The organism is Methylomonas sp. 11b, assembly GCF_000515215.1.
In the GTDB taxonomy this organism is placed as follows: domain Bacteria; phylum Pseudomonadota; class Gammaproteobacteria; order Methylococcales; family Methylomonadaceae; genus Methylomonas.
In genome coordinates, this window is the sequence record NZ_KI911557.1 from 660,380 (window position 1) to 684,488 (window position 24,109).

Below are 24,109 nucleotides of genomic sequence, written 5' to 3' on the forward strand. Positions count from 1 at the left end.
TTCAGGCAGTTTGATAAGTTGCCAGGATGGCCTCGATTTTTTTGGCGGAGCGCTGCGTCATCGGGTTTGCTTCGTCCCACGCATAGCCGGCCAGGATGGAACAAATCATGGCCTTGACGCTGGCCAACTGATCTTCTTCAAAAATGATTTGTTGGAAACGGCCATCGTACCAAGCCTCCACATAAGCCCGAAACACTTCTATGCCCTTGCGCAAAGCCTGTTCGTATTCGACAGACCAGTTTACCGGCTCACCGCGTAATTGCCGGTTAACCAAGGGCACGGCCAGCGCGGCTGATTTCATCGCAATTGTCACACCGGATGAAAACACCGGATCCAAGAACTCGCCGGCATTGCCGAGTAAGGCAAAACCCTGGCCATAGAGTTGCTTGACGTTGGCCGAGTAGCCGCCGATGGTATTAGCGGGCGTATCGAAACGGGCGTTGGTCAATAACTCAGCGAGCCGCGGCTCCTCCATCGCCATTTCTTTCAGCACGTCCAACGGCTCGCCGCTGCGCTGGTCCAGAAAACCGGCTGGCGTCACGACACCCAGCGAGCTTCTGCCGTTACTAAACGGAATCAGCCAGTACCAGACTTCATGAAATTCCGGATGAATAGCAATTAGAATTTTATTGCGGTCGTAATCAGATACAGTAATCCGATCTTCGATATGCGTGAACAGCGCGCGCCGCGGCGACAACGAAGAAGGCGTTTCCAGATCCAACAATCTTGGCAAGACCCTGCCAAAACCGCTGGCATCCAATACCATTTTTGCGCGCCATTCCTTGTGTACGCCGCTGGCATCCACGCTGGTCAGGCTGGCATGCCCGGGATTACTAAAATCGGCTGCCAGAATTGTTTGTTGGTAATGAATGGGCACGCCGGCCGCTTCGGCGCTATCGGCCAACACCTTATCGAAATGGGCGCGCGGTACTTGAAAGGTGGTGCCCCAGCCTGGGCTGAATTTCTGGGTGAAATCGAATTCGGTCAGTTTGCCGGCTCTGGAAAATGCCGCGCCGTTTTTGAATTGAAAACCTTCCGCCGTCACCGCCGGCAGCATGTCAGCGGCTTCCATGAAAGCCATGCACTGCGGTAGCAGGCTTTCGCCAATCGAAAAGCGCGGAAACTGTTCCTTTTCCAGAATCACCACTTGGTGACCGAGTTGTTTCAGCATCTTGGCAGCCACGCTGCCGGAGGGGCCGGCCCCGATAATCAATACATCTGCATCCATTTACTTACCAACCCTCTTATCCGGTTAAAATACGTCCAGTAAAAATTCAGAAACAGCGGCAATGCCGCTAAGTTAACGTTCTTCCCCTGTTGGAAAAGTACCCATATGGGCATGAAGGGGCTCGAGGGGGATTTATTTATGAAATCTCCCCTGCCCCTCTTTTTCAAAGAGGGGAATTAACAACGCCAAAGCATAACTTAACGGCATTGCACCGAATAGAATAAAGCCCATTCCATGCAGGAATCCCACAAAATCCCCGCCCCACAGACACCAATCGATTCCAACCACACAGCGCCGTTTGCCCTCTACAACGGCCAAGTGGTAAGCCGCGGCAATTTATGGGCCGACGTGACGGCCCTGGCCGCGCAATTGCCGGATCAGCCCTATCAATTTAATTTATGCGAAAACCGCTACCTATTTTGTCTCTGCCTGTTAGCAGCCACGGTACGCGGGCAGATTTGCCTGCTGCCACCCGCCGGGCAAATGGCGGTTATCCTGGAAATTCTACGCGACTATCCCGGCGCGTATATCGCCAGAGAACACGCTCCGCAGCAAACAGGTTTGGATTGGTTCGAAGTCATCGCGCCAAACTCTGCAACCGCAGCATCGTCACCGCATTTAGATTGGCAGCGCACCGCCGTAATCGCCTTCACCTCCGGTAGCACCGGCAAACCCAAGCCCTGCCCGCACAGCCTGAATACCTTCAAAACATCTGCCGAAATGGCATTAAGCAGTCTGGGATTAGCAGAACAACAACTATTGATACTTTCGACCACCCCGCCGCAACACATGTACGGCCTGGAAACTTCGGTATTTTGGCCGTTGTTTTCCCAACTGGTGCTGCACGATGGCCGCCCTTTCTTCGCCGAAGACATCCGCCAAACGATTAAAACCGCGCCATGGCCGACGGTATTGGCTTCCACGCCCACCCATTTGCGATCCTTAATCAAAACCAACGCCGCCTGGGACAATCTGGCCGGCATTATTTCTGCTACCGACACTTTGTCCGAAAAGCTGGCCGGTGAAACGGCGGCAATTTTAGGGCAATCCCCGCGTGAAATCTATGGCAGCACCGAAACCCTGTCGTTTGCCAGCCGCGAGACATTAATTGAAAACCAATGGCGACCCTACGCCGGCTGCAGATTGCGTCAAGATAAAAACGGACAAACCTGTCTGCAAGCCGCGCATTTAGCCGGCGTAGTGCCTTTGCAAGACACGCTGCAAATCCAAGCCGACGGCCGCTTTTCGGTATTGGGCCGGGATCAGGACATGGTGAAAATCGGTGGCAAGCGTGCTTCCTTGACCGAACTGAACCGTCGCTTGCAGGATATAGACGGCGTGGAAGACGGCTTTTGTTTTACCCAGGACAATGGCCGATTGGCCGCTGTCGTGGTCAGCGGACTAAGCAAACAAACCATTCGGCTGGGCTTACAGCCTTATCTGGATGAGGTGTTTCTGCCGCGAAAAATTCATTTCGTTACCGAGATTCCGCGCAACGGCACAGGTAAACTTGCAAAAATCGAACTGGAAAAGCTGTTAGCGGGTTTGGGTGAACGCAGTTGAATTTGGGTAATACACAGCCGCTAGATGCAAACCGCGAAGCGGTGCGGTCATCGCCGCTTGGGAGCGGTCCCGAATCGCCTGCAACTCGTTTGTCCACTCTACCGACCTGCGGCCCATACCAATCTCTATCAGCACCCCGGCGATATTCCTGACATAGCCGCGAAGCCGCTAGGGTGTTAGGGTCGATTGGACGTGGAGGCATAGGCAAAGATAATGCGCCTGAAAACCAAGCCGTATCCTACTATTAGCCGACGCCCAGCGAATCAGAATTTTTGCTTCATGTTGGCTCTACACCCACCCCATAAAATCGACTCGCTGCCAGGACCCGGTGAAATCGACAAGCTCGATCACGGCCTAGCTCAGCTGCGCTACGCGCTTATTCTTTGGCCAACGTCGGTATGCAAAGTTTGAGTGGTTTTGTAGTAGTGAGCGGGGATTTTGATTGGAATTCGCACTGTGCGTGCTCGGAAAAGTCCACCCGTCGCCTAAATCTCCCGAGATTAAATCCAATAAATCGCATATTTCCCCTTACCGGCCACCGATCCCGATAAGATTACGCTATTGGCGAATGACGGCTTTTTGAAGTAAAAATTTGTAACAATCGACCCCAAGCTGCCACTGGGCTTGAAATTACAATGACAGCTTGAGGTTATATTCCGGCCTGTGATGTTGCCTAAAGGTTAAGTTAAGTGACAGCAGCAATTGCAGATGCGTTAAATATTCAGCCTTTCGGAGTAACTCGATTGCTGACTATTTAACACAGATAAGAGTTATGTTTGTGCCGTCCCATTCTTGTGGAAAACCGCCTTTGTATCCTTGAGATAAGCAATATCTATGAGCAGCAGCAGCACAATCAATTTGCGGCCCATCGATACAACCACTTACTGCCGCATTTGCAACAGATTTTGGTATTGTAGTTGTTAAAGCAACACCATTTTGCAAACTAGTAATTTGTGATTGTAATGAACTAACTAAACTAGTTGTACTATTATTGATTTGGGAAAATAAAGTTTGAGCATTTTGGTTGGCTGTATTGTTAGAGCTAGTTATAGCATCTTCTTTGATCTTATCTGCGGTTACACGAGAAAAAGCACCAATAGCAGGTAAAGGGACTGTCAAATTGTCCGCACTTGTCACAAATATTAAATCTTGCTGATCCGCGCTTAAATCATTGCCATGCTTATCCATATTTCTTTTACATATTACCGTAACTTTAGAAGACGCAGTGAATTTAAACGGATTTTTATCAATAGAGGTAATTACATTACCATTCTCGTTTATTGTGCATTTAGATGTGCCTGAGCCGATTTGGTTCACGCCAAAAAAAGTGGCATCGAACCCTGAAGGAGCTGTTATAGAAACGCCGATACCCTGCATGGTACTTGTTGGCTGTACTTCAAACACAAGTCCCTTATTCGCTATTTGTTGGCATTTATTCCAGGCATCCAATGTGCCTTGATAAACGGACTGAGAATAACTAGATGCCTTATTAGAATATGCGCTACTGTTAAAGCCAGAAGTACATACTTGAGATTGCTTTGTAATAATTTCTTGACGATTAGCAGAACCACCTGCGCCACCTGAAAATAAACCATACGAAGCTTCAATTTGTGCTGATTGGGCGCTCGAAATAAAGCTGTTATTATAGTCGAATGAACAGAAAGTAGATAATGCCAATGAATGTGCATCAGTGGCGCTACTTGCAATGGTTGTATTGTATAAGCCAACGTTTAAAAGGGCGTTGCATGAATCGGAATTCGCATTCGATATTATCGGAAAAACTAGAGTTAATAAAGCAATAGATTTTATTTTCATATTCTGTCCTATTTTATTAAATTAGATAAGCATTCATTTCAAAAATACAAATTGCAAGGAAATAGTAGCATAGATATAGATCACTACATAAGGACAAGCTCTGCAGCAGAGAAATAATCTAAAAAAACAATAATTTGCGCATTTAAAATACTCTTCTCAAAATCTAAAAATGGTGCGTCCTACATCTATATCCACTATTCAAGTGCTGCTATTGATCAAGATTCGCCGTTGACCACTGACTGCAGTCGTCCGTAATTGGCCGATAACACCAATTCATTTGAGTTTAATCTTGTAATATATAGTGTCATTAATCAACGTTACATTTGTACCAGTACAAATGTACTAAGTCGCTGAGCAATAAAAATATTAGTGGCTTTGATTAGTCGGCGATGGAATGGCAGAATTACGTTCATTTGCCGCCATCAAGAAATTAAAACTGATAGTTCGCGGTAGGAATACCAGTTAACCCGGCCCCTCCGCGCTGATCCCCACCACGAATAGTGGGCAGACATAAAGTCAATTTTCTCGCCGAATACCGGACAGTCGAGTCGGCCACCGGTTGCCTTAACTGTCAAAATTGGATAGTGAGTCCGACAGTCGGGTATTGGCCGCCTGCCGCCGATTGCAAACCAGAGCTTGGAAATCAGATTCCACCAAAATCACACCGTTTCCTAGCAAATAATATCACGCGCTTTTCTAAATATAGCCTACGCTTTTCCTCTGCTGACAAAGCCCCTTTTATCCGCAGCATCAGCCACACCAAAAGGAGATAAACATGAGTCAACATCTGATTTCTTTAAGCCTTTCCGACAATGATCTGACAGATATAGACACCGCGCTTAAGACCTTGGAAGAACGCTTCGCCGGCTTCCTGGTTTTAACCCCCGAAGAGCGCCGCACCATCTTGAAAATGGGCGATAAAACCGAAGCGTTCTGTCGCCAGACGCTGACGGTGGCCACCCAAAATACGCAAGCAATTCCGCCGGGTCTCGATATGCTTGAAGCGCAAGTCGATCTAGCTACTCTCGATAATCTCCGCCCTCGCCTGCATCGCTTGCGCGATTTATTGAGCAGAGGCGAAGATACCGACATGGCGCTAGGCAGTGATATTTATAGTTTTAGCCTGGATGCTTATGCCTCGTTGAAAATCGCCGGCAAAGGCGCGGGCTTGGAAACGTTACGGCAAGCGATGTCTGTCCGATTTAACCGTGGCGGCAAGCCAAAAACCCAAGCCACTCATCTTGCGAGCTAAACACGATTAGCAAATAGGCTGACCTGCGAAGCTTTCTGGCTTTCCGCCTAGCCTTCGCACTCCGTCGGAATAGCGATAAGAATGGCTTGCAAGCCTTTGCACTAAAGCCGCAAGCGTATTAGAGCCAAACGCCATGCTCAAAGCCTTGCCCGCAAGGTAAATTGCTTCGCGGGCAAGGCGTTTTGGGAGTGTCCCAAATTTTGTGTAAACGGTAGTTTGGTTTAATGGCTAGGGAAGCGATCTTCGAACTGAATACTAAACCGATTCAAAGCGGCTTTCCAATCGTAGACGGGCATGGTCCAATTTTGGCTGATATTGCGCAACGCCAAATAGAGCAGTTTGGACAAGGCGTCATCACTGGGGAAGACCGCGCGGTTTTTCATGATTTTTCTCAGACTTCGATTCACCGATTCGATGGTATTGGTGGTGTAGATCACCTTGCGAATCTCGGGCGGATAGTCAAAAAAAGGGATGATGTGCCCCCAGTTTCGTCGCCAGATGGGGGCGATCGTGGGATAGGTCTCCAGCCAGTTGGCCTCGAATTCGGTCAGCTTTTGCTCGGCTTCCCTCGCCGTTGCGGCTCGATAAATCTGCTTGAGGTCGTCGGCAACCGACTGGCGCCTTTTGTAGCTGACATAGTTGAGGCTATGACGGACCAAGTGGACAATACACAGTTGAACGGCCGCTTTGGGAAACACGGTTTCGATAGCCTCCGGAAATCCCTTCAGACCATCGACACAGGCGATAAAGATGTCGTTGACGCCACGGTTCTTGAGCTCGGTGACCACTTGCAACCAAAATTTGGCGCCTTCGCTTTGGGCAATCCACAGCCCCAGCACTTCTTTGTGGCCGTCCAGATTGACACCGATGGCCAGATAGACGGCCTTGACCCGCACGCTGCCACTATCGCGCACTTTGGTATGCAGACAGTCGAGGTACACAATCGGGTAAATCGGATCCAGCGGGCGGCTTTGCCAGACGCCCACCTCTTCGAGTACCGCGTCGGTCACCGAGGAAATCAAGGTGGGGGATACCTCGGTGCCGTAAAGCTCGAATAAATGGGCTTGGATTTCCCGTACCGTCAGTCCTCGGGCATATAACGAAATGATCTTATCGTCGAAACCGGTCCAGCGCCGTTGATGCTTAGGAATGATCTGCGGTTCGAATTCGCCATGACGGTCGCGGGGAATCTCGATAGGCAAGTCGCCGAAGTCACCTTTCAGCGTTTTCCGGCTTTTGCCGTTTCGGGCATTGCTGCTGGCGTTGGTCACCGCCTCATGCTTACACTTGGCCCAAGTGCGCGGTCATTTCCGCTTCCAGGGCCCGTTCGACTATCGCTTTGGTCAACTGCTTCAGCAGACCATTGGCACCGATCAGGTCCTCGGGTTTTTGATAGTGCGACATCAAGGCGTCGAGTAGGTCATCCGGTATGGCTTTTGATGATACGGTCATGGTTTCCTCCTTGTCAGGATCGGTAGTTTCCTACCTCAGGGCCGTTTACACAAAAATTCTTACACCCTCGGCGTTTTGCCAAAAGCACTAGCCGAAATGGCTTAAGTGCTAAGTCTAAAGGCCAAAGGGCAAGCCACAACTATGAATGCGCAAGTTAACATTACTTGCCTGAATGCCTTATTAGTTTTAGAGCGTTGTAAAATGGCTTGCGCGCCATTCTGCCAAGTATACGGCCATGGCGAATTGCCAAATCTTTATAGTATAAAACTTGCTTTTATCGGATAAGTAGTCAACTGACGGTGTTTTACCGAACCAGTAGCCTGCTATTTTGGCACCCGGGGTGTGGGCCTTGTTGGAATCGATTCCGCGCATGAATAGGCCTTCGTTCATGGCGATACGGATGGGGATGACGCAATCAGGCGGATTGTTCCGCTGCGCGGACGGGCCGAATATTCCCCAACAGCGCAGGGTCCACGAGAACAACAATGTTCTCTGCAAGCTAGATTTCAATCATAGCGTTTCACTCCGGCCGGTAATTTATCAAATAGCGCATTTTTGCCTATGCCGTAACATTCAGGATAATACACGGCTGCCAGGTGCAAGCCATGAGGGGGCGCGGTGACTGCCGCTTGTGAGCGGTCTTTAATAGCCAACAACTCGCTGGTCCAAGCGCCAGACCTTCGCCCCATGCCGATTTCCATCAGTACTCCGGCGATATTTCTCACCATATGATGCAGAAAAGCGTTGGCGCATAAATCAATGATCACTCGCTGCTCGTCTCGGTAGACATCGATAAAATGCATTAAACGATTGGGACTCACCGACTGACAACTTTGCGCGCGGAACGAGGAAAAGTCGTGTTCGCCCAGCAGTGCTTGCGCCGCCTGATGCATGGCCTGTTCGTCCAACGACTGGTAGCACCAGGTGGCCTGGGTTCTTAATAAGGCCGACTTCATGGGTCGATTCAGAATCACATATCGATAAGCACGAGCGATGGCGCTGTAACGCGCATGAAAATCACCGAGCGCCAATTGCGCCCACGTGATGCGAATATCGTCGGGCAATTGACTATTACCGCCCATCAGCCAAGCATGCATGTCACGCTCGACCTCACAATCGAAATGTACCACCTGTTCTAAAGCATGGACGCCGGCATCGGTGCGGCCCGCGCAAAGAACAGTAATCGGCTGATTAGCAATTTTACTCAAGGCCTGTTCCAGTTGGCCTTGCACAGTGGCTTTACCGTTTTGCCATTGCCAGCCGGCATAGGCACTGCCGTCGTATTCGATGCCTAAAACGATGCGCGGCATAAAATTAGGTAACTATTCATGAATCCATACCCGGCAACCAACCGCGACGTAGTCGAATAAGGTAATGACGTCGGCGTTAAGCATGCGCAGGCACCCATGCGATTCCGGCTTGCCTTGCATCAGCCCATCCGGGGTGCCGTGAATGTAGATGTAGCGCCAAGTGGAATCGACATCGCCGTAGCGGTTTTTGCCGGGTTCCAGGCCTCCCAACCAGAGAATGCGACTAAGGATCCAGTCGCGTTGCGGATGCAGCAAGGCTAATTCGGGCGTGTAGATTTCGCCGGTCGGTCGACGGCCGGCCAGCACGCTATTGATCGGCAAGCCTGCACCGATTTTGGCGCGGATTTTATGCCAGCCGGTAGGCGTGCAGTAGCTACCCTTTTTCTCACCGGGACCGTTTTTGGCGGTAGACACCGGAAACTCGGCAAGCAGCGCGCCATTGTCTAATAAACGCAGGCGTTGCTCGGCAATGGAAACCTCCATATACCGTGCTGTGTTGGCTGCCTCAGCACCGGGAATCATTTTACAAACAAGGCTATCGATTCGACGTGCGCGGTTTGCGGAAACATATCCATCACCCCAGCCTTCACCAGCTTGTAACCCAGCTCGTTTACCAAAATCCCGGCATCGCGTGCCAATGTAGACGGATTGCAAGACACGTAAACGATGCGCTCCGGCCGCCAGTGTTTTAAGTTGTGTAACACTTCCGATGCACCGGCCCGAGAAGGATCCAGCAACACTTTAGTGAACTTTTGCTTTGACCAGGGTTGGTCTTTCAGGTCCTTGGTCAAATCGGAGACATGAAACTCGACATTGTCCAGATTATTCAACTTAGCATTTTCGCGGGCATGTTTGACCAGCGGCAAGTCGCCTTCCACCCCCACCACCTGTCCGGCCTGGGTTGCCAGCGGCAGGGTGAAGTTACCCAAACCGCAGAATAAATCCAACACCCTATCGTCCTTGGTCAATTCCAGCGCTGCCAAGGCACGGGTCACCATTTTTTGATTAATTTGGTAATTGACCTGGGTGAACATCGCCGGACGGAAATTGAATTTAACGCCCTGCTCGGCTAGGGCATAACTCGGGATGACTTCCGGTTCGCCGTCCAAAGGCACGATAGTATCAGGACCTTTTGGTTGCAAACAAATGCTGACCTGATGCTGATGGGCAAATTCGCGCAGCCTCTGTTTATCGGCGTCGGTAGGCGGTTCCAGTACTCGAAACGCCAGCACGCATTCGTTGTCGCCAATAGCGACTTCGATTTGCGGAATTTTATCTTTCACTGTTAGACCAGCGATCATCTCGCCTAGGGCAATCAGCTTTTCGCCGACGATGGGATTCATCACTTTGCAGCTATCGATTTCCGCTAAAAATGGATTACGCCGTTCACGAAAGCCCACTAACACCCGATTCTTTTTCGCCACCCACTTCACGCCCATCCGGGCTTTGCTACGATAACCCCAATGCGGGCCGGTCAGCGCTTCCCAGATTTGCGGAATCTCAACTTTGCCGATGCGGCGGAACTGATCGCGGAGCAAGTCTTCTTTAAAGTTGATCTGTTCGGCGTCGTCAACGTGTTGAAAACTGCAACCGCCGCAACTGCCGAAATGCGGACAAGCAGGCTCTACCCGATGTTCCGAACGGGTCAGTAAATTAACCACCTTTCCTTCCGCGTAATCTTTGCGGCTGTCGGTATAGACAAATTCCAGGGTTTCGCCGGGCAAGGCTTCATCGATGAACACAACTTTGCCGTTGACATGGCTGACACCACGGCCATCGTGAGACAAAGATTCTATGGTAACGGTGACGGGGTCTAAGGGGAGTTTTTTCTTGTGGGCCATTTGCTCGATTGGGTAGCTTGGGTTAGCGTGGTGTAACCCAATATAAAGCTGTGTTGTTTAGGTTGGAAAAATGCCGGTGGATAAATAGCGGTCGCCCCTATCGCAGACTATCGCCACGATCAAGGCATTTTCAACTTGTTGAGACAATTGCAAAGCAGCGTAAACTGCGCCGCCGGACGAAACGCCGGCAAAAATGCCCTCTTCCGCCGCCAAGGCTCGCGTGGTGTTTTCCGCGTTCAGCTGATTGACTTCGATGATGCTATCCACCCTTACCGATTCAAATATTTTGGGTAAATATTCCTTAGGCCAACGGCGAATGCCGGGGATTTTTGAGTCACCTTCCGGCTGCACGCCGACGATTTGAATATCTTGATTTTGCTCTTTCAAATATCGGGAAGTGCCCATAATGGTACCAGTAGTGCCCATAGAGCTGACGAAATGCGTAATTTTGCCGTGCGTGTCGCGCCAGATTTCTGGGCCGGTACCTTCGTAATGCGCCAACGGATTATCGGGGTTGGCGAATTGATCCAGAATCCGCCCCTCGCCGCGCGCTTCCATGGCTCGAGCTAAATCGATAGCGCCTTCCATGCTGCCTTTTGCTGGCGTCAGGATGATTTCCGCGCCGTAGGATTTCATTGACGCGATGCGTTCCGAGCTCATATTGTCCGGCATGATCAAGGTCATCTTATAACCCTTAATCGCCGCCGCCATCGCCAAGGCAATGCCGGTATTGCCGCTGGTGGCTTCGATCAAGCGGTCACCCGGCTTGATCTCGCCGCGCGCTTCGGCATGTTGAATCATACTTAAGGCTGGGCGGTCTTTAACCGAACCAGCCGGATTGTTACCTTCCAGCTTCACCAAAATAGTATTGCCGCCGGCGACCGGCAGGCGTTGCAGACGCACCAATGGCGTATTTCCGACAAAAGATTCTATGGTTGGGAAATTCATGACTTTAACGTCCGGTTAAGGTTACGGCGGCGATTATAGCAAGTTCCAGACCTCAAGCGCCGCTGTAACCCAAGGCTAAAAAATTTCATTTATAATCGACTGACCCCAATCCAACCAGCAGCCGACATGGAATCAATCGATCTAACTAGTCCCGAGCTTTATATCAACCGCGAACACAGCTTATTGGAGTTCAATTTTCGGGTGCTCGCTCAAGCCCTGGACGAAACGCTGCCCCTATTGGAACGGCTGAATTACTTATGCATTTCTTGTTCCAACCTGGACGAGTTTTACGAAGTACGCGTCGCCAGCTTGATACAAATGGCGGAAATGGATCCTAATCTGGTCAGTTCCGACGGCTTAACCATTAACGAGCAATTCGAAAAAATCTCGATCAAAGCCCACGAACTGGTCGCCGAGCAATATCGGGTGCTTAACGAAGTACTGATCCCCTGCCTGGAAACCGAAAATATTCGTTTCCTGCGGCGTGACCGCTGGAGCCCGGCGCAAAAAATCTGGTTGGAAAAATATTTCAACGAAGAGCTGTTGCCGATTCTGACTCCGGTCGGGCTCGATTCCGCCCACCCGTTTCCGCGGATTTTGAACAAGAGTTTAAATTTCATCATCTCCCTCACCGGCAAAGACGCGTTTGGGCGGAACAGCGGCCGGGCGATTTTGCAGGCGCCGCGTGCCCTGCCCCGTATTGTGCAATTACCTGTCACAGATACCGATAGCGGCCCTTACGATTTTGTGTTTCTGTCCTCCATTATTCATGCTTTCGTCAACGAGTTGTTCAACGGCATGATGGTTAAGGGCTGCTATCAATTCCGGGTCACGCGCAACAGCGATTTTTTTGTCGACGACGACGCGATCGACGACTTGATGTTGGCCGTGGAAGGCGAATTGGCGATGCGCAATTACGGCGATGAAGTGCGTCTGGAAATCGACGGCAATTGTCCCGAAGAAACTGTGAATTTCTTGTTAGCGCGTTTTGATTTAAAACCTGACCGACTATTTTTAGCCAACGGCCCGGTCAATCTAAGCCGTATCCAAACTATATTGAACATGGTCGAAAGGCCCGATCTGAAATTTACGCCGTTTAAATCCAGCACACCGTCAGCGCTAGGTCGCAATAAGGACATTTTTGCCAGCATCCGCAAGCAGGATATTTTGTTACATCATCCGTACGAGTCTTTCTCGCCGGTAGTGGATTTCATTCGTCAAGCCGCTGCGGATCCGGATGTATTAGCCATCAAACAAACCTTGTATCGGACCGGCGTGGACTCGCCTATCGTTGCAGCGTTGATCAAGGCTGCCCGCGCCGGTAAGGAAGTCACGGTTGTCATCGAGTTGCGGGCGCGTTTCGATGAAAAAGACAATATCGGTCTGGCCGCGAAACTGCAAGAAGCCGCCGCGCACGTGGTATATGGCGTGGTTGGGTATAAAACCCACGCAAAAATGTGCATGGTCTTGCGCAAGGAAGGCAGCACATTACGTAATTATGTGCATCTGGGCACCGGCAACTACCATCCAAAAACCGCCCGGCTTTATACCGACTATGGGTTGTTTACCTGCGAAAAAGAACTAGGCGAAGACGTGCGCCGGGTATTCATGCAATTGACCAGTTTAGGCAAGGTCAGCAAACTCAATAAACTTCTGCAATCGCCGTTCACTTTGCATCACGGCATCATGAAGATGATTGACAGGGAAATCGAGAACGCCAAAAAAGGCAAGCCGGCCAAGATTATCATCAAGGTCAATGCCGTGGTTGAGGAGCAGGCCATACAAGCCCTGTACCGCGCCTCGCAAGCCGGCGTGGAAATCAAAATGATCGTGCGCGGGGTTTGCTGTATACGCCCCGGCGTGCCGGGTGTTTCTGAGAATATCGAAGTACGCTCCATCGTCGGCCGCTTCCTGGAACATACCCGCATCTATGCGTTTTGCAACGGCGGCGACTGGGCTGTATACGCCTCGAGCGCCGATTTGATGAACCGCAATATGTTCCGCCGCGTGGAGGTCTGTTTCCCTATCGCCGACAAGCGGATTGCGGAACGAATTCTAAACGACCTGGATGCGTATCTCAGAGATAACGCCCAAGCCTGGCAACTGCAAAGCGACGGCCAATACCGGCATTTGCGCGCCGGCGATCAACCCATTTATCAAGTGCAAAGCGAATTGCTCAAAGCGTTTTGCGGATAGGATACGCCATGAGTCAACAACCCCGCCAAATCCGCCAAGTGGTACTGGATACCGAAACCACCGGCATCAACCCCAAGGAAGGCCATAAGATTATCGAAATCGGCTGCGTGGAACTGATTAACCGGCGTTTGACCCGTAATCATTTTCACGTCTATCTGAATCCGGACCGGGAAATCGATGCCGGCGCTATCGAAGTGCATGGCATCACCAACGAGTTTTTAAAAGATAAGCCTCGCTTCGCCAATGTGGTCGAAGACTTTCTGCGTTTTACCCAGGGCGCGGAGCTGATTATTCACAACGCACCGTTTGACGTCGGCTTCTTGAATCACGAATTGGCTCTGTTAGCCGGCGAACAACGCCGCGTTGAAACCAACAGCACTGTGTTCGACACCCTGGCTTACGCCCGGAAAAAACACCCCGGCGCGCGAAACAGTTTGGATGCCTTATGTAAACGCTACGGCATAGACAACAGCCACCGCGAATTGCATGGCGCTTTGCTCGACGCCGAAATCCTCGCGGATGTCTATTTATTGATGACTGGTGGCCAGGCCTCCTTGCTGGATGAAGGCGATCACACCGGCAATGGTAGCGAACAAGCTATCGTGCGACTATCTGCCGACAGAGCGCCATTAAAAATAATTGCTTGTAGTAGTGAGGAAGAACTGGCGCACCAACAGCGCCTGGCAAAAATAGCCAAAGTCAGCGGCAATTGTTTGTGGCAACAGTAATTTGGGTGTTTTTAGACGCCGCTGTCAAAATCCCCAAAACTCGGTGTCTTCAAATGAAAAAAGCGGTGCACTCGGTGGTGGTTCTATGACCAACTCGTTAAGCGGCATCGGCTTATGCACGCCGTAGCCTTGTGCAAAATCGACACCTATGGTTTTTAAAACCTCTCTAATTTCAGCGTTTTCAACGTATTCAGCGATGGTTGCCAAGCCCAGAGAATGGGCGATTTCGTTCATGGATTTCACTATCGCAATATCGGCTTTACTATTTAAAATATCTTTAACAAAAGCCCCATCTATTTTCAGGTAATCGATATTTAAATTTTTCAGATACGAGTAGGAAGAGTAACCTGACCCGAAATCATCCAATGAAAACTTACAATTAAACTGCTTGATTGCTTTGATGAAACTATTTGTTAAGTAAAAACTTTCCGCTGCAACTGTCTCCGTGACTTCGAAAGTAAGTTTGTTTGTCGGCACGCTAGTCGAGTCTAATATCCCTTTAAGAAACCCTAAAAACTCTTCGCTATTAATGGATTGGCCGGATAGATTGATAGCGAATCCATCGATATGATCAAAATAATTTCTATTATTCTCAATCCACAACAACACATTGGTAATTACCCATTGATCAATTTCCGGCATACGCTTACAGCGTTCCACGGCGGGTATAAAATGATCGGGCGGAATAATATTATCGTTTTCGTCTTTAATACCCAGCAGAATTTCGTAATGTTGATGGCTAGCACTGGTTTCATCGACAGCGGCAATCATTTGGCAACGTAAAAACAATCTATTCTCGGAAAACACCTTGTCAATATTGCCTATCCATTCGTATATTTTATTTTGACGTTTTAAATTCTCGTCATCGTTCGTAAAAAGTAATACATTATTCGGACCGGAACGCTCCGCCGACATACTGGCAGTATCGGCATTTTGCAACAACTCGTTAACATCGAAATTATTCTGTTCGAACGGCACCAAACCAATACTTACACCGATGGTATAGCTTTTATCTTGCCATTGAAATCGCGATTCGCTGATGACTTTTAACAGTTTTTTGCTTAAATCATAAGCGGTTTGCGCAGTGCAATCTTTTAACAGCACCGCAAACGATTTATCGCCGATTCGCGCGAATAAATCGCAATCGCGCAACTGATCGCCAATTAAATGCGTGAGAGTTTTTAAGAATTGTTTACCGCCATTTACACCGCAAACATTGGTAATGACTCGAAAATCCAACACCTCTATATGACACAGTATATGCCCGGTGCTATCGAGTTTAACTAGCTCTACTTTTAGCTGTTTAATAAACTCGTCTTTGGTGAGCAGGTCGGTTTCCGCATCGTGCGTTGCGTTATAAATCAGCTTGCTATGCATGTTTTGCAACATTTGATTGGTCGCGCGATCCATTAAGGGCACGTCCAGACTTTCGATTCTATTAGCCCCGCCGTTTTCTAAAAGTAATGCTAATTCGCTCTTACTCAGTTCTAACTTAGTTAGTCCATCTCGGTTAACAAAAACGCAAATCGGTAAAACATCCCCTATCCAGACCAGTTTCATCGGCTCAAAACCTTCCGAACCTCTATAAATTATCAGCCATTCTCCTACCTGTAGTTGTGCAACCTGTACCGCCCATTCAGATTCAATAACATCCTTCGTGGATTTCGAGGCCGGAATTCTGATGGTGTCCATCGGTTTCCTAACTTTTGGCACCCCGCTGCCTACCAGCAAAGCAAATAACTCCTCAATAACATTATCGCGTTTGAATAAGTTAGGACAAACCGTGCCTAAATTATCTTCGATAAATTTGAGTGTGGTATGAATGCTGACCGATTGCATATTTAGAAACGAATCCTGTTCGTAAAGCCAAAATAGTAAATCGTCAATAACTTTCAGATAGGAGGCTTTTTCTTCGGGATTAGCTTCCTTATTTAACTCGGCAATCACTAACAGGTCTTGCCATCCCGCCCCAAGCAGCGTGGGAATAATCGATGGCACGGAGCGGCCGGCTATGCGCTTATCGACTTCCTGCTGAATAGTCAGCCTGGCCGCCTCCAATTTTTGTTGGCCTTCGTAGGGCTCTATAATACGTTTGACATTGGTTTCATTGGATTTGGTCAACTGCTTAGCGACGCTTTCCAATTCATGTTCCACTTCCGTGAAGACGTTAGGATTGCTAATGGACTCAGCGGAAATCCGTGCGATGGCCTTTTCTACGGTATTTTTTATATTAGTATTTTTGATTACCCGATTACTTTTAATCGCCGGCTCCAGAACGGCTAGCTGGTTAAGTATCTTGCGGGCGGGATGCGATTCGGAATCCAGAAAATCATTACCTTGCATAGGTAATGACAATAAAGGCAAATGAATGCTTTCCAAGTAATCTTTAATGTCTTTAGAAAACTCAAGCTCACCAAACAAGGCATCAAAAAACCTGCCATACAGCTCAAGACGCTGAACATCGTTTGCGGCCAACGATTTTGCCTCCGGATTATCAGCTTGTAATTTATCGGTAAGGCTTTTTTGTAGTGTTGTGGTATCTAAATGAAGGCCCGATTTAGCGGTAATATCCCTTTGAATTTTAGCAATCGCAGATAATACTTCCGCAGGGTCAAATACCTGTTGGGCGTTGCTGATCAGCTGACTGCTTTCCTCCTGCTTAGTGTCGGTGGATACACCCATTGTTTCACTTAACAGGTTAAGTAATTTGCCTGTAACCTGGCTTAAAGGTTGAATGGCTTTGTGAACGGCTATCGGTTCTGCATCCAAATAATCATTGAAATAAACTTGATGCTTTTCGCTATTTTTAGCATCAAAAGCAGGGCCGCTCTGCTTGCTATGAACCGGCATTTTCAATCGTGCCGATTCAAATTTAGATAAAGTCGCAGCCGCTTGCTTGTAAAAATTAGGTAATTCGATAATTAAGGTTTTTTCGAAGCAATTATAAATCGCCTTTTTTATATTACTCCCCAGCTCTAGCTGTAAGAATATTTCCCTAAAGCTGTCACATAAAACCGCCGGACCAATCGGATTATTGACCGTATTGTCAAATACACCAAACACTCTGCATAATTCTCTAACTAAAAGACTAAGCTCGTCGTCAAAATAGTTTTTAAGCTTTCTGATAGCGGCCGACATATTCAACCAGTCTTCAAAGTCGTCTTTTTCTATTAATGAAAGCGAATCATGATATAAAGCATCTGAGTTTTTTTCACTGTCACTTGAAATATAATCAACCTGATATATAACAGAACAACAAAACTCGCTACTAATAATCTCTCTATTCAGCTTTAGCGTAGTAATTAAATCATCAAAAGCCGACGAACTTGAAAAAAACTCAGAATGCGTATTCGCAGCTTCCATACAATCGCCGAGCGAGTCAAAAAATCTATCGACTAATGAAGGCAAACTTTCTATTAGAAATTGTTTAAATGTGTTTTTATAATTTTCTTGATTTAAATTATCTGGTGAAGTGTCTAAATTGTCATGCGTTGAGGCCAGCGATCCAACACTTGCTATTTTTCTTAAAGCATTAAACGTGGTGGCGGGCATCTGTTCAGTGACAAGGCCTACTCCCGTCGAGCCGATATGCGTTATTTGTGCATCTACTTCAAAAGTTTTTAGTTCAAACTCTAATTGAATAGAAAAGCGGATTTTTATATTTTTATGCAAAACAATCTGCGGATGAGTTTTATCAAAAACCAGATAAAATCCACCGCTACAAAAATCCAGAATACGGCATTCCAGTGTATCGGTTTGGTCGATTATCAATAAAGCGTTTAGATCAATCGCATACCTGATATAGCGACGTCTTTTGCTTTTTTTAATACTAGCAGACATAAATCAGATGAAATAGGAAAAACTACCGTAGTAATAGACACCGACCGTATTCTTTAAAAAAGGCCGTTGTAAACTCCGTAAATAGACTAATTGAAATTATTTAACGAAGCGGATATGTATTTATTTAAGCACTATCTATCTAACGACAATACTGGTGTGGATACTATACCACGACAGGCCTGAGTGCTGTCCCGCTGGCTGTCAAGTTTAGACCACTTCGGGCGAATATTTAGCTCACACAAAGCCCGGTTTCAATGGCTACTGGCTATCGCTAGGCTTCAAAACCCCACCCCTATTCAGAGTCCACGACACTGCTGGTGTTTTCGGCCACTGTTTTGCGCGATTTTGCTTGCCGATTGTGTCTGAGTTTGGGATAAATGAAAAAACCTGACAACAAATCCCAAACTGGAAATCTATGAATTACTGGCTGATGAAATCAGAACCCGACACCTTCGGCATTGACGACTTGTTTAACCGACCCGAACAAACCGAGCATTGGGATGGTGTCCGCAACTACCAAGCCCGAAACATGATGCGCGACGACATGAAAATCGGCGATCAGGTGTTTTTTTACCATTCCAACTGCGACGAACCAGGCATCGTCGGCATCATGCAAGTTGTGCGCGAATCTTATCCGGACTTTACCGCGTTTGACCCGGACGACAAACATTTTGATCCGAAAAGTAATCCGGACAAACCTACCTGGTATATGGTCGATGTAAAGTTTGTCAGAAAGCTATCACGTAATATCAGTCTGCGCGAATTGAAACTGAAAACCGAACTGGCCGATCTGGCTTTGCTACGCCGCGGGAACCGGCTGTCTATCATGCCGGTGAATGCCGAGCAATGGGACTTTATTCTCGGTTTGGAGAACGCCTAGTCTTCCGAAAGATTTAGCGTCACGCTCATCAGCGTGACGCGGTGACCACGATAATATTCTTCGGCAATTGCAGTCCAGCCAAGTTTTGCGTAGAAATTCGCCTGATCCGGTGTAAACAGATAGAGTTTGGCAAAACCGGCAGCCTGAGCTTGCAGCATGACATGTTGTACCAGCTTCGCACCTAAACCCTGCCGGCGGTATTCGGGCGCCACGTAAACGCTGGCTAACCATGGCGTCAGTTCCGGGCGTGTATCCATGTCGCTTTCAATGATGGCTGCGGAGCCGGCCAGTTGGCCTTCATGTTTGTAAATGAAGGTGCTCGGAACTAATTTGTCGTTTAAATAAGCTTGCATTCTTTCGATGCGGTGTTCCAGGGTTTGGCCGGGATTCAGGTTTGACCATTCGGCTTGGTGCCATTGGGCTAAGGTGGGGATTTGGTGGGGTTCTTGGGAAAGGTTGATGATGGTCATTGTTGTATCTACGGTTCAACCAATCTGAATAAAATTACAAGGTGTCGCTATCGCGACGCCTTTTGAAGTCGGTTCTCGGACCGACTGCCGAGATACTTTTCGCTACGAAAACCATCCTTGGTTTTCGCCCTTCGGGCCAGCCTATCGGCTGTTCAAATTCGCTCCAAGCGAATTTGTGTTTGGCCAAAGAAAAGTATCCAAAAGAAAAGCCACCCGGATTTCGCCCTGATCCTGCGCTTCACAGTTTTTTGCAGGGGTTGGCGAAAGGGGCTTCCTGCCCCTTCGCCAACGAGCGGCATCCCTGCCGCTCCCCTCACGGGCTAATCCTGCAAAAAACTGCGATGCTCGGGGTCGAAATACGGGACTAAACCACACTCCTAAGGGAAAGCTGTCGTAATAATCAAAACCATCACTTCTCCCACAGGTAGAAGGTTAGAATGAGGGAGTCCAAACAAATGCTGCAAGTATTTTCCCCCTCACCCCAACCCTCTCCCGCAAGGAGAGGGAGCGTTAAGACCACGAGAATACATTAATCCCCCTGCTACACAGCAACGGTGTTTCCCCGTATGCCGCGCCGAGCACCGGAGCTTTTGAACGGATTAGCCCGTAGGGGCGCCGCAAGGAAGCGGCGCGTTGCATGCAGGGGCTGGGAAGCCCCTTCAGGCAACCCCGTTCAAAAGCTTCGGAGCGCAGGGAATAAGCCGCATCCGGGCCGCCTTTTCTTTGGATACTTTCTTTTGGCGGAGCAAAAGAAAGTATCTCGGTCGTCGGTCCGAGAACCGACGTTAGAATTAGCTGTCGCGACAGCGACACATTTAGCCCACAGAGCTGTTGAGCGTCAATTCATGATCTATTCGACTTCAGTAAAATCGCCTGCTTGGAGCATAAATACCCGTTTATATTTTCGATGCGTACCTGTCTTACAATCTTCCTCTTCGACATTAAATTCAACGCGAACATTCTCACTTCCTTCACCGACTACATCAAAGCCATTGATAGAAGTCGAAATATCCGTTAGTTCAACTCCATCGCTATCATGGCCACAAAAACCGGAAACCGGATTTTCCTTAGCGAAAAGAAGATCTTTAACAGCAAAAGATTGTAATTTTTTTCCTGGAACAAGATAAAGAATCCGGTAACCATACTCCCAATTACCTCGATATAGATTCGACGTATTTATTAGAACGAATCGTTTTTGGTTCCCGCCGAGAAACTCACGTTTTATTGAAATATCCGGCCAAGAGTGTCCGCCCACAAGCTCGTATGAATTGGCGCTTCCATCATAAAAATACAAACCCTGACCAATCCGCCCGCTATTGGTTACAGTAACCAAGAACTCGCTTTTGTTCAGTAGAAAACAATTATCTGGACGCGGTTCATTAGGACGAGAATCATAAAACAACTTCAACGGCTTAAAAGCAGGTGATTCTAAGACAGAGTCACAATGTCTGAAATAAGGCTCTGAAGCATAAGTAATTTCAGAAATAATAAATAGCAAGGCCAAAACTCTGAACAATATCCGCCGGTTCAGCAGAAATATATTACGGATCACTTCTGAGCACTTGATTGCAAACGCCAAGTAACCCTCACCAAATCCTCCTCCGTATCCACCCCAGCCTCCGGCGTCTTATCCACAATCTTTACCAAAACCCTCTCTCCATGCCAAAGAATCCGAAGCTGCTCCAACGACTCGACACTTTCTAACGGCGACGCAGCCCACCCGCAATACCGCTGCAAAAACCCAACCGTATAAGCATACATACCAATATGCCTGAGATGCGGCAAACCAGACGACGCGATATCGTGCTTATCAGGAAAAGTGGAACGGTTCCATGGAATCGCCGCCCGGCTGAAATACAAGGCATAACCGTTTTTATCCAAAACCACCTTAACCGCATTCGGATTGAAGATTTCCTCCACATCCAAAATCTTCGCGGCCAAGGTAGCAATCCCAGCCTGGTCTTGGCCGGCTAACGCCAAAGCCGCGTCACGAATGTAGGCTGGAGGAATCAATGGTTCGTCGCCTTGCAAATTAACCACGATTTGCTCGTCGGCCCAGCCCATAATCCGCGCCACTTCAGCAATACGCTCGGTGCCGGACTGGTGGTTGGGATCGGTCATCACTGCTTGCAAGCCTAAGCCGCCGACCGCGTCGAAGATACGTTGATCGTCGGTCGCCACCACGACTTGCTCGGCATCGGCTTCCAATGCGCGTTCGCAAACATGGACGATCATCGGCTTGCCGGCAATGTCCAGCAAGGGTTTACCCGGCAAGCGGGTAGAACCGTAGCGAGCCGGAATGACGACTTTAAAGCCGGCGCTCATTTACGCAAAGCGTCCGATTCTTCAAAACTCAGTTCGCGGGCTTCGTCTTCCAGCATCACCGGAATATCGTCGCGGATCGGGAAGGCTAAATTGTCGGCTTTGCAAATCAGTTCCTGTTTGTCTTTGTCGTAAATCAGGGAGCTTTTGCACAGCGGGCAGGCCAGAATCTCGAGCAGTTTTTTATCCATGAGCTTTGTCTTTGAGTAGTTTTAAAAGTTGTTGGGAAAATGCCTCGGGCAGTTCGGCATCGATAGGCAAATACCAGTACTGGTCGGTAGCAAAGCGGGCGCATTTCACCGCGTCCTTTTCGGTCATAAGTACCGGGCGCGGTTCTTTAAATTGCAAGTCTTCGGCAGTAAACGGGTGATGGTCCGGCAAGGCATGAGTTTGACAATTCAGACCGGCGGCGGCCAGTTGCGCAAAAAAGCGTGCGGGATTGCCGATCGCCGCCAGTGCATGACAGGCCATGCCTTTGAAGTCACTGAGCGCTTTAACTTCGCCGGTTTGCAAATTAATTAATTGCTGGCCTTTGCAGTGCATCGGCAATTCGCCTTCCAGCAACTCGTCCGGGCCGTTGACGACTACCAAATCGACGTGTTTGACCCGCTCCTGCGGCTCGCGCAATGGCCCGACCGGTAGGCAGTAACCGTTACCGAAGCGACGCTGACCGTCTATCACCACGATCTCGATGTCGCGTTCCAGCGCGTAATGCTGCAAACCGTCATCGGAAATCAGCACGTCGCAGGCGTTGGTTGACAGTAATTGCCTGCCCGCCGCTACTCGCTCCGCTCCCACCACAATCGGGCAAGCGCAACGTTTGGCTAACAACACCGCTTCGTCACCCACTTGCGCCGGGTCGCTCTCGGCGGTTACGGCTTGCGGACTGGTGCTGCCGGCGCCGGCATAACCGCGACTAATCACGCCGGGTTTGTAGCCGTTTTGTTTCAGGAATTCGACCATCCAGATCACCAGCGGCGTCTTGCCGGTACCGCCCACGGTGATGTTGCCGACAATGATTACCGGCACCGGCAGCCTGGTTTTTTTTAATATGCCCATACGGTACAAAAAGCGCCGCAAGCGGATTGCGTCGACGTAGAGCATGGACCAGGGCATCAGCCAAGCAGAGATATACATCTCCTTGTACCAGGCGTCCTCAAACCATTTAACGAGTTTCTTGTTCACGGTTTTTCCGGTCTGTTGATGGCAAAAGTAATGTGGTGAAAGCCCAATTGATTCGCCACATCCAAGGCGCTGACTACAGCTTGATGCGGGGCTTTGCCGTCGGCGCTGATGATGAACGGTAACAGCCTGGACTCGCCGGCGGTTTTCGCCAAGGCCGCTTTCAAGCCTTCCAGGTTTTGATTAACCAGCTCATGAAACTGATTGTCGTCGCCGGCCAAGGCATAGGTGCCTTTTACATCGACGTATAGATTGATGGTTTTACCCTGTTCCGTGGCATCGCTGCCTTGGGCTTCCGGCAAGTTGATCTTCAGTTCGGAATGATGGCGAAAGGTGGTGGCCACCATGAAGAAAAACAGTAAAACCAACAACACGTCTATCATCGGAATTAAGCCGATGTCGACCTGCGTGCGGCGTTTGCGGCGGAATTGCATTAAATATCCTCGCGGGCGCCTTGCATGATGTCGATCAGGCGCAGCGATTCTTCTTCCATCCGCACTACGTGATCGTCAACCAGCCGTTCGAAATAACGGTGAAAAAACAGACTGGGGATAGCTACTGTTAAACCGGTAGCGGTACAAATCAAAGCTTCGGAGATACCGCCGCTCAACACAGCCGGATCGCCCATCCCGCCTATCGCAATGTCGGAAAACACCCGGATAATGCCGTCCACTGTGCCCAATAATCCTAACAAAGGCGTGATTGAAGCGATGCTGCCCAGTGCATTTAAATAACGCTCCAGCTCGTGTGTCACCTGCCGGCCGACTTCTTCGATACTGGATTTCATGATTTCCCGGCCATGCTTGCGATTCAATAAGCCGGCGGCCAGAATTCGGCCTAATGGCGAACTGAGTTTGATGCGCCGAATGGTCGGTTCGTCCAGCTTTTTATCCCGATGCAATTGCCAAATGTACGGCACCAAATCGACGGGAATGATGCGTTTACGCTGCAAGGACCAAAAGCGTTCACCGATAATCGCCATCGCCACGATGGAACATAAGATGATCGGCGCCATCATCCAGCCGCCGTTTTTGATTACTTCAAACACGTTGTCTATCCCTCTTTCTTGAAACCATTCAATT

19 protein-coding genes and 2 pseudogenes are annotated in these 24,109 nt (G+C 48.9%); 5 read left to right on the forward strand and 16 right to left on the reverse strand.

Annotated features, from left to right (window positions below):
* Position 1: 1 nt before the first annotated feature.
* Entirely contained in the window at positions 2-1,228 is a 1,227-nt protein-coding gene (locus METH11B_RS0103285; protein WP_026600772.1) for an NAD(P)/FAD-dependent oxidoreductase, read from the reverse strand.
* 234 nt (positions 1,229-1,462) lie between these two features.
* Here METH11B_RS0103285 and METH11B_RS0103290 point away from each other — a divergent pair, with 234 nt between their 5' ends.
* Positions 1,463-2,791: an AMP-binding protein gene (locus METH11B_RS0103290; RefSeq protein WP_026600773.1), complete on the forward strand. Its 1,329-nt coding sequence runs from the start codon at positions 1,463-1,465 to the stop codon at positions 2,789-2,791.
* Here the strand turns inward: METH11B_RS0103290 and METH11B_RS28320 are convergent.
* Both METH11B_RS28320 and METH11B_RS29015 read right to left on the reverse strand, forming a co-directional pair.
* A pseudogene (locus tag METH11B_RS28320) lies at positions 2,765-2,944 on the reverse strand (tRNA pseudouridine(38-40) synthase TruA); the annotation flags it as partial. The gene METH11B_RS0103290 and the pseudogene METH11B_RS28320 sit on opposite strands and share 27 nt — an antisense overlap.
* A gap of 597 nt (positions 2,945-3,541) precedes the next feature.
* The gene (locus METH11B_RS29015) at positions 3,542-4,606 is read right to left on the reverse strand and encodes a hypothetical protein (RefSeq protein WP_155931071.1); all 1,065 of its coding nucleotides are present in this window, start codon (positions 4,604-4,606) and stop codon (positions 3,542-3,544) included.
* 775 nt (positions 4,607-5,381) lie between these two features.
* On the opposite strand from METH11B_RS29015, the gene METH11B_RS0103305 reads away from it, so the two are divergent.
* The gene (locus METH11B_RS0103305) at positions 5,382-5,858 is read left to right on the forward strand and encodes a hypothetical protein (protein ID WP_026600776.1); all 477 of its coding nucleotides are present in this window, start codon (positions 5,382-5,384) and stop codon (positions 5,856-5,858) included.
* A gap of 221 nt (positions 5,859-6,079) precedes the next feature.
* Here the strand turns inward: METH11B_RS0103305 and METH11B_RS0103310 are convergent.
* From METH11B_RS0103310 to cysM, 5 genes and pseudogenes are all read right to left on the reverse strand, one after another.
* A pseudogene (locus METH11B_RS0103310) lies at positions 6,080-7,310 on the reverse strand (IS256 family transposase).
* 506 nt (positions 7,311-7,816) lie between these two features.
* The gene (gene truA, locus METH11B_RS0103325) at positions 7,817-8,620 is read right to left on the reverse strand and encodes a tRNA pseudouridine(38-40) synthase TruA (protein WP_026600779.1); all 804 of its coding nucleotides are present in this window, start codon (positions 8,618-8,620) and stop codon (positions 7,817-7,819) included.
* Between the two features lie 12 nt (positions 8,621-8,632).
* Positions 8,633-9,103, reverse strand: a complete 471-nt coding sequence (locus tag METH11B_RS0103330; protein WP_036276756.1) for a L,D-transpeptidase family protein — start codon at positions 9,101-9,103, stop codon at positions 8,633-8,635.
* Between the two features lie 35 nt (positions 9,104-9,138).
* On the reverse strand, positions 9,139-10,461 hold the full coding sequence (rlmD, locus tag METH11B_RS0103335; RefSeq protein ID WP_026600781.1) for a 23S rRNA (uracil(1939)-C(5))-methyltransferase RlmD: 1,323 nt from the start codon (positions 10,459-10,461) through the stop codon (positions 9,139-9,141).
* A gap of 57 nt (positions 10,462-10,518) precedes the next feature.
* A complete protein-coding gene (gene cysM, locus METH11B_RS0103340; protein WP_026600782.1) occupies positions 10,519-11,409 on the reverse strand; it encodes a cysteine synthase CysM in 891 nt (296 codons plus the stop codon).
* Between the two features lie 126 nt (positions 11,410-11,535).
* Between cysM and ppk1 the strand changes: the two genes are divergently transcribed.
* Positions 11,536-13,605 carry a polyphosphate kinase 1 gene (gene ppk1 / locus METH11B_RS0103345; RefSeq protein ID WP_026600783.1) on the forward strand — a complete coding sequence of 690 codons (2,070 nt, stop codon included), beginning with the start codon at positions 11,536-11,538 and terminating at the stop codon, positions 13,603-13,605.
* Between the two features lie 8 nt (positions 13,606-13,613).
* A complete protein-coding gene (dnaQ, locus tag METH11B_RS0103350) occupies positions 13,614-14,333 on the forward strand; it encodes a DNA polymerase III subunit epsilon (RefSeq protein ID WP_026600784.1) in 720 nt (239 codons plus the stop codon).
* A gap of 24 nt (positions 14,334-14,357) precedes the next feature.
* Here the strand turns inward: dnaQ and METH11B_RS0103355 are convergent, their stop codons facing one another.
* Complete coding sequence (locus METH11B_RS0103355) at positions 14,358-18,173, reverse strand: DUF1631 family protein (RefSeq protein WP_026600785.1); 3,816 nt, start codon at positions 18,171-18,173, stop codon at positions 14,358-14,360.
* A 415-nt stretch (positions 18,174-18,588) separates the two neighbouring features.
* Between METH11B_RS0103355 and METH11B_RS0103360 the strand changes: the two genes are divergently transcribed.
* On the forward strand, positions 18,589-19,053 hold the full coding sequence (locus METH11B_RS0103360) for an EVE domain-containing protein (protein WP_026600786.1): 465 nt from the start codon (positions 18,589-18,591) through the stop codon (positions 19,051-19,053).
* Here the strand turns inward: METH11B_RS0103360 and METH11B_RS0103365 are convergent.
* The 7 genes from METH11B_RS0103365 to METH11B_RS0103395 all read right to left on the reverse strand — a co-directional run bounded on the left by METH11B_RS0103365 (position 19,050) and on the right by METH11B_RS0103395 (position 24,075).
* Positions 19,050-19,523 carry a GNAT family N-acetyltransferase gene (locus tag METH11B_RS0103365; RefSeq protein ID WP_026600787.1) on the reverse strand — a complete coding sequence of 158 codons (474 nt, stop codon included), beginning with the start codon at positions 19,521-19,523 and terminating at the stop codon, positions 19,050-19,052. The genes METH11B_RS0103360 and METH11B_RS0103365 overlap by 4 nt on opposite strands.
* A gap of 850 nt (positions 19,524-20,373) precedes the next feature.
* Entirely contained in the window at positions 20,374-21,102 is a 729-nt protein-coding gene (locus METH11B_RS0103370) for a hypothetical protein (RefSeq protein WP_155931072.1), read from the reverse strand.
* A complete protein-coding gene (gene kdsB / locus METH11B_RS0103375; RefSeq protein ID WP_026600789.1) occupies positions 21,072-21,848 on the reverse strand; it encodes a 3-deoxy-manno-octulosonate cytidylyltransferase in 777 nt (258 codons plus the stop codon). The genes METH11B_RS0103370 and kdsB overlap by 31 nt, the downstream gene beginning before the upstream one ends.
* On the reverse strand, positions 21,845-22,036 hold the full coding sequence (locus METH11B_RS0103380; RefSeq protein ID WP_020481243.1) for a Trm112 family protein: 192 nt from the start codon (positions 22,034-22,036) through the stop codon (positions 21,845-21,847). The genes kdsB and METH11B_RS0103380 overlap by 4 nt, the downstream gene beginning before the upstream one ends.
* Positions 22,029-22,982, reverse strand: a complete 954-nt coding sequence (lpxK, locus tag METH11B_RS0103385) for a tetraacyldisaccharide 4'-kinase (protein ID WP_051427034.1) — start codon at positions 22,980-22,982, stop codon at positions 22,029-22,031. Before lpxK ends, METH11B_RS0103380 begins: the two co-directional genes overlap by 8 nt.
* Before the next feature lie 44 nt (positions 22,983-23,026).
* Positions 23,027-23,461 (reverse strand): ExbD/TolR family protein, encoded by a 435-nt coding sequence (locus METH11B_RS0103390; protein ID WP_026600791.1) that lies wholly within the window; start codon positions 23,459-23,461, stop codon positions 23,027-23,029.
* On the reverse strand, positions 23,461-24,075 hold the full coding sequence (locus METH11B_RS0103395) for a MotA/TolQ/ExbB proton channel family protein (RefSeq protein ID WP_026600792.1): 615 nt from the start codon (positions 24,073-24,075) through the stop codon (positions 23,461-23,463). Before METH11B_RS0103395 ends, METH11B_RS0103390 begins: the two co-directional genes overlap by 1 nt.
* Positions 24,076-24,109 lie beyond the last annotated feature (34 nt).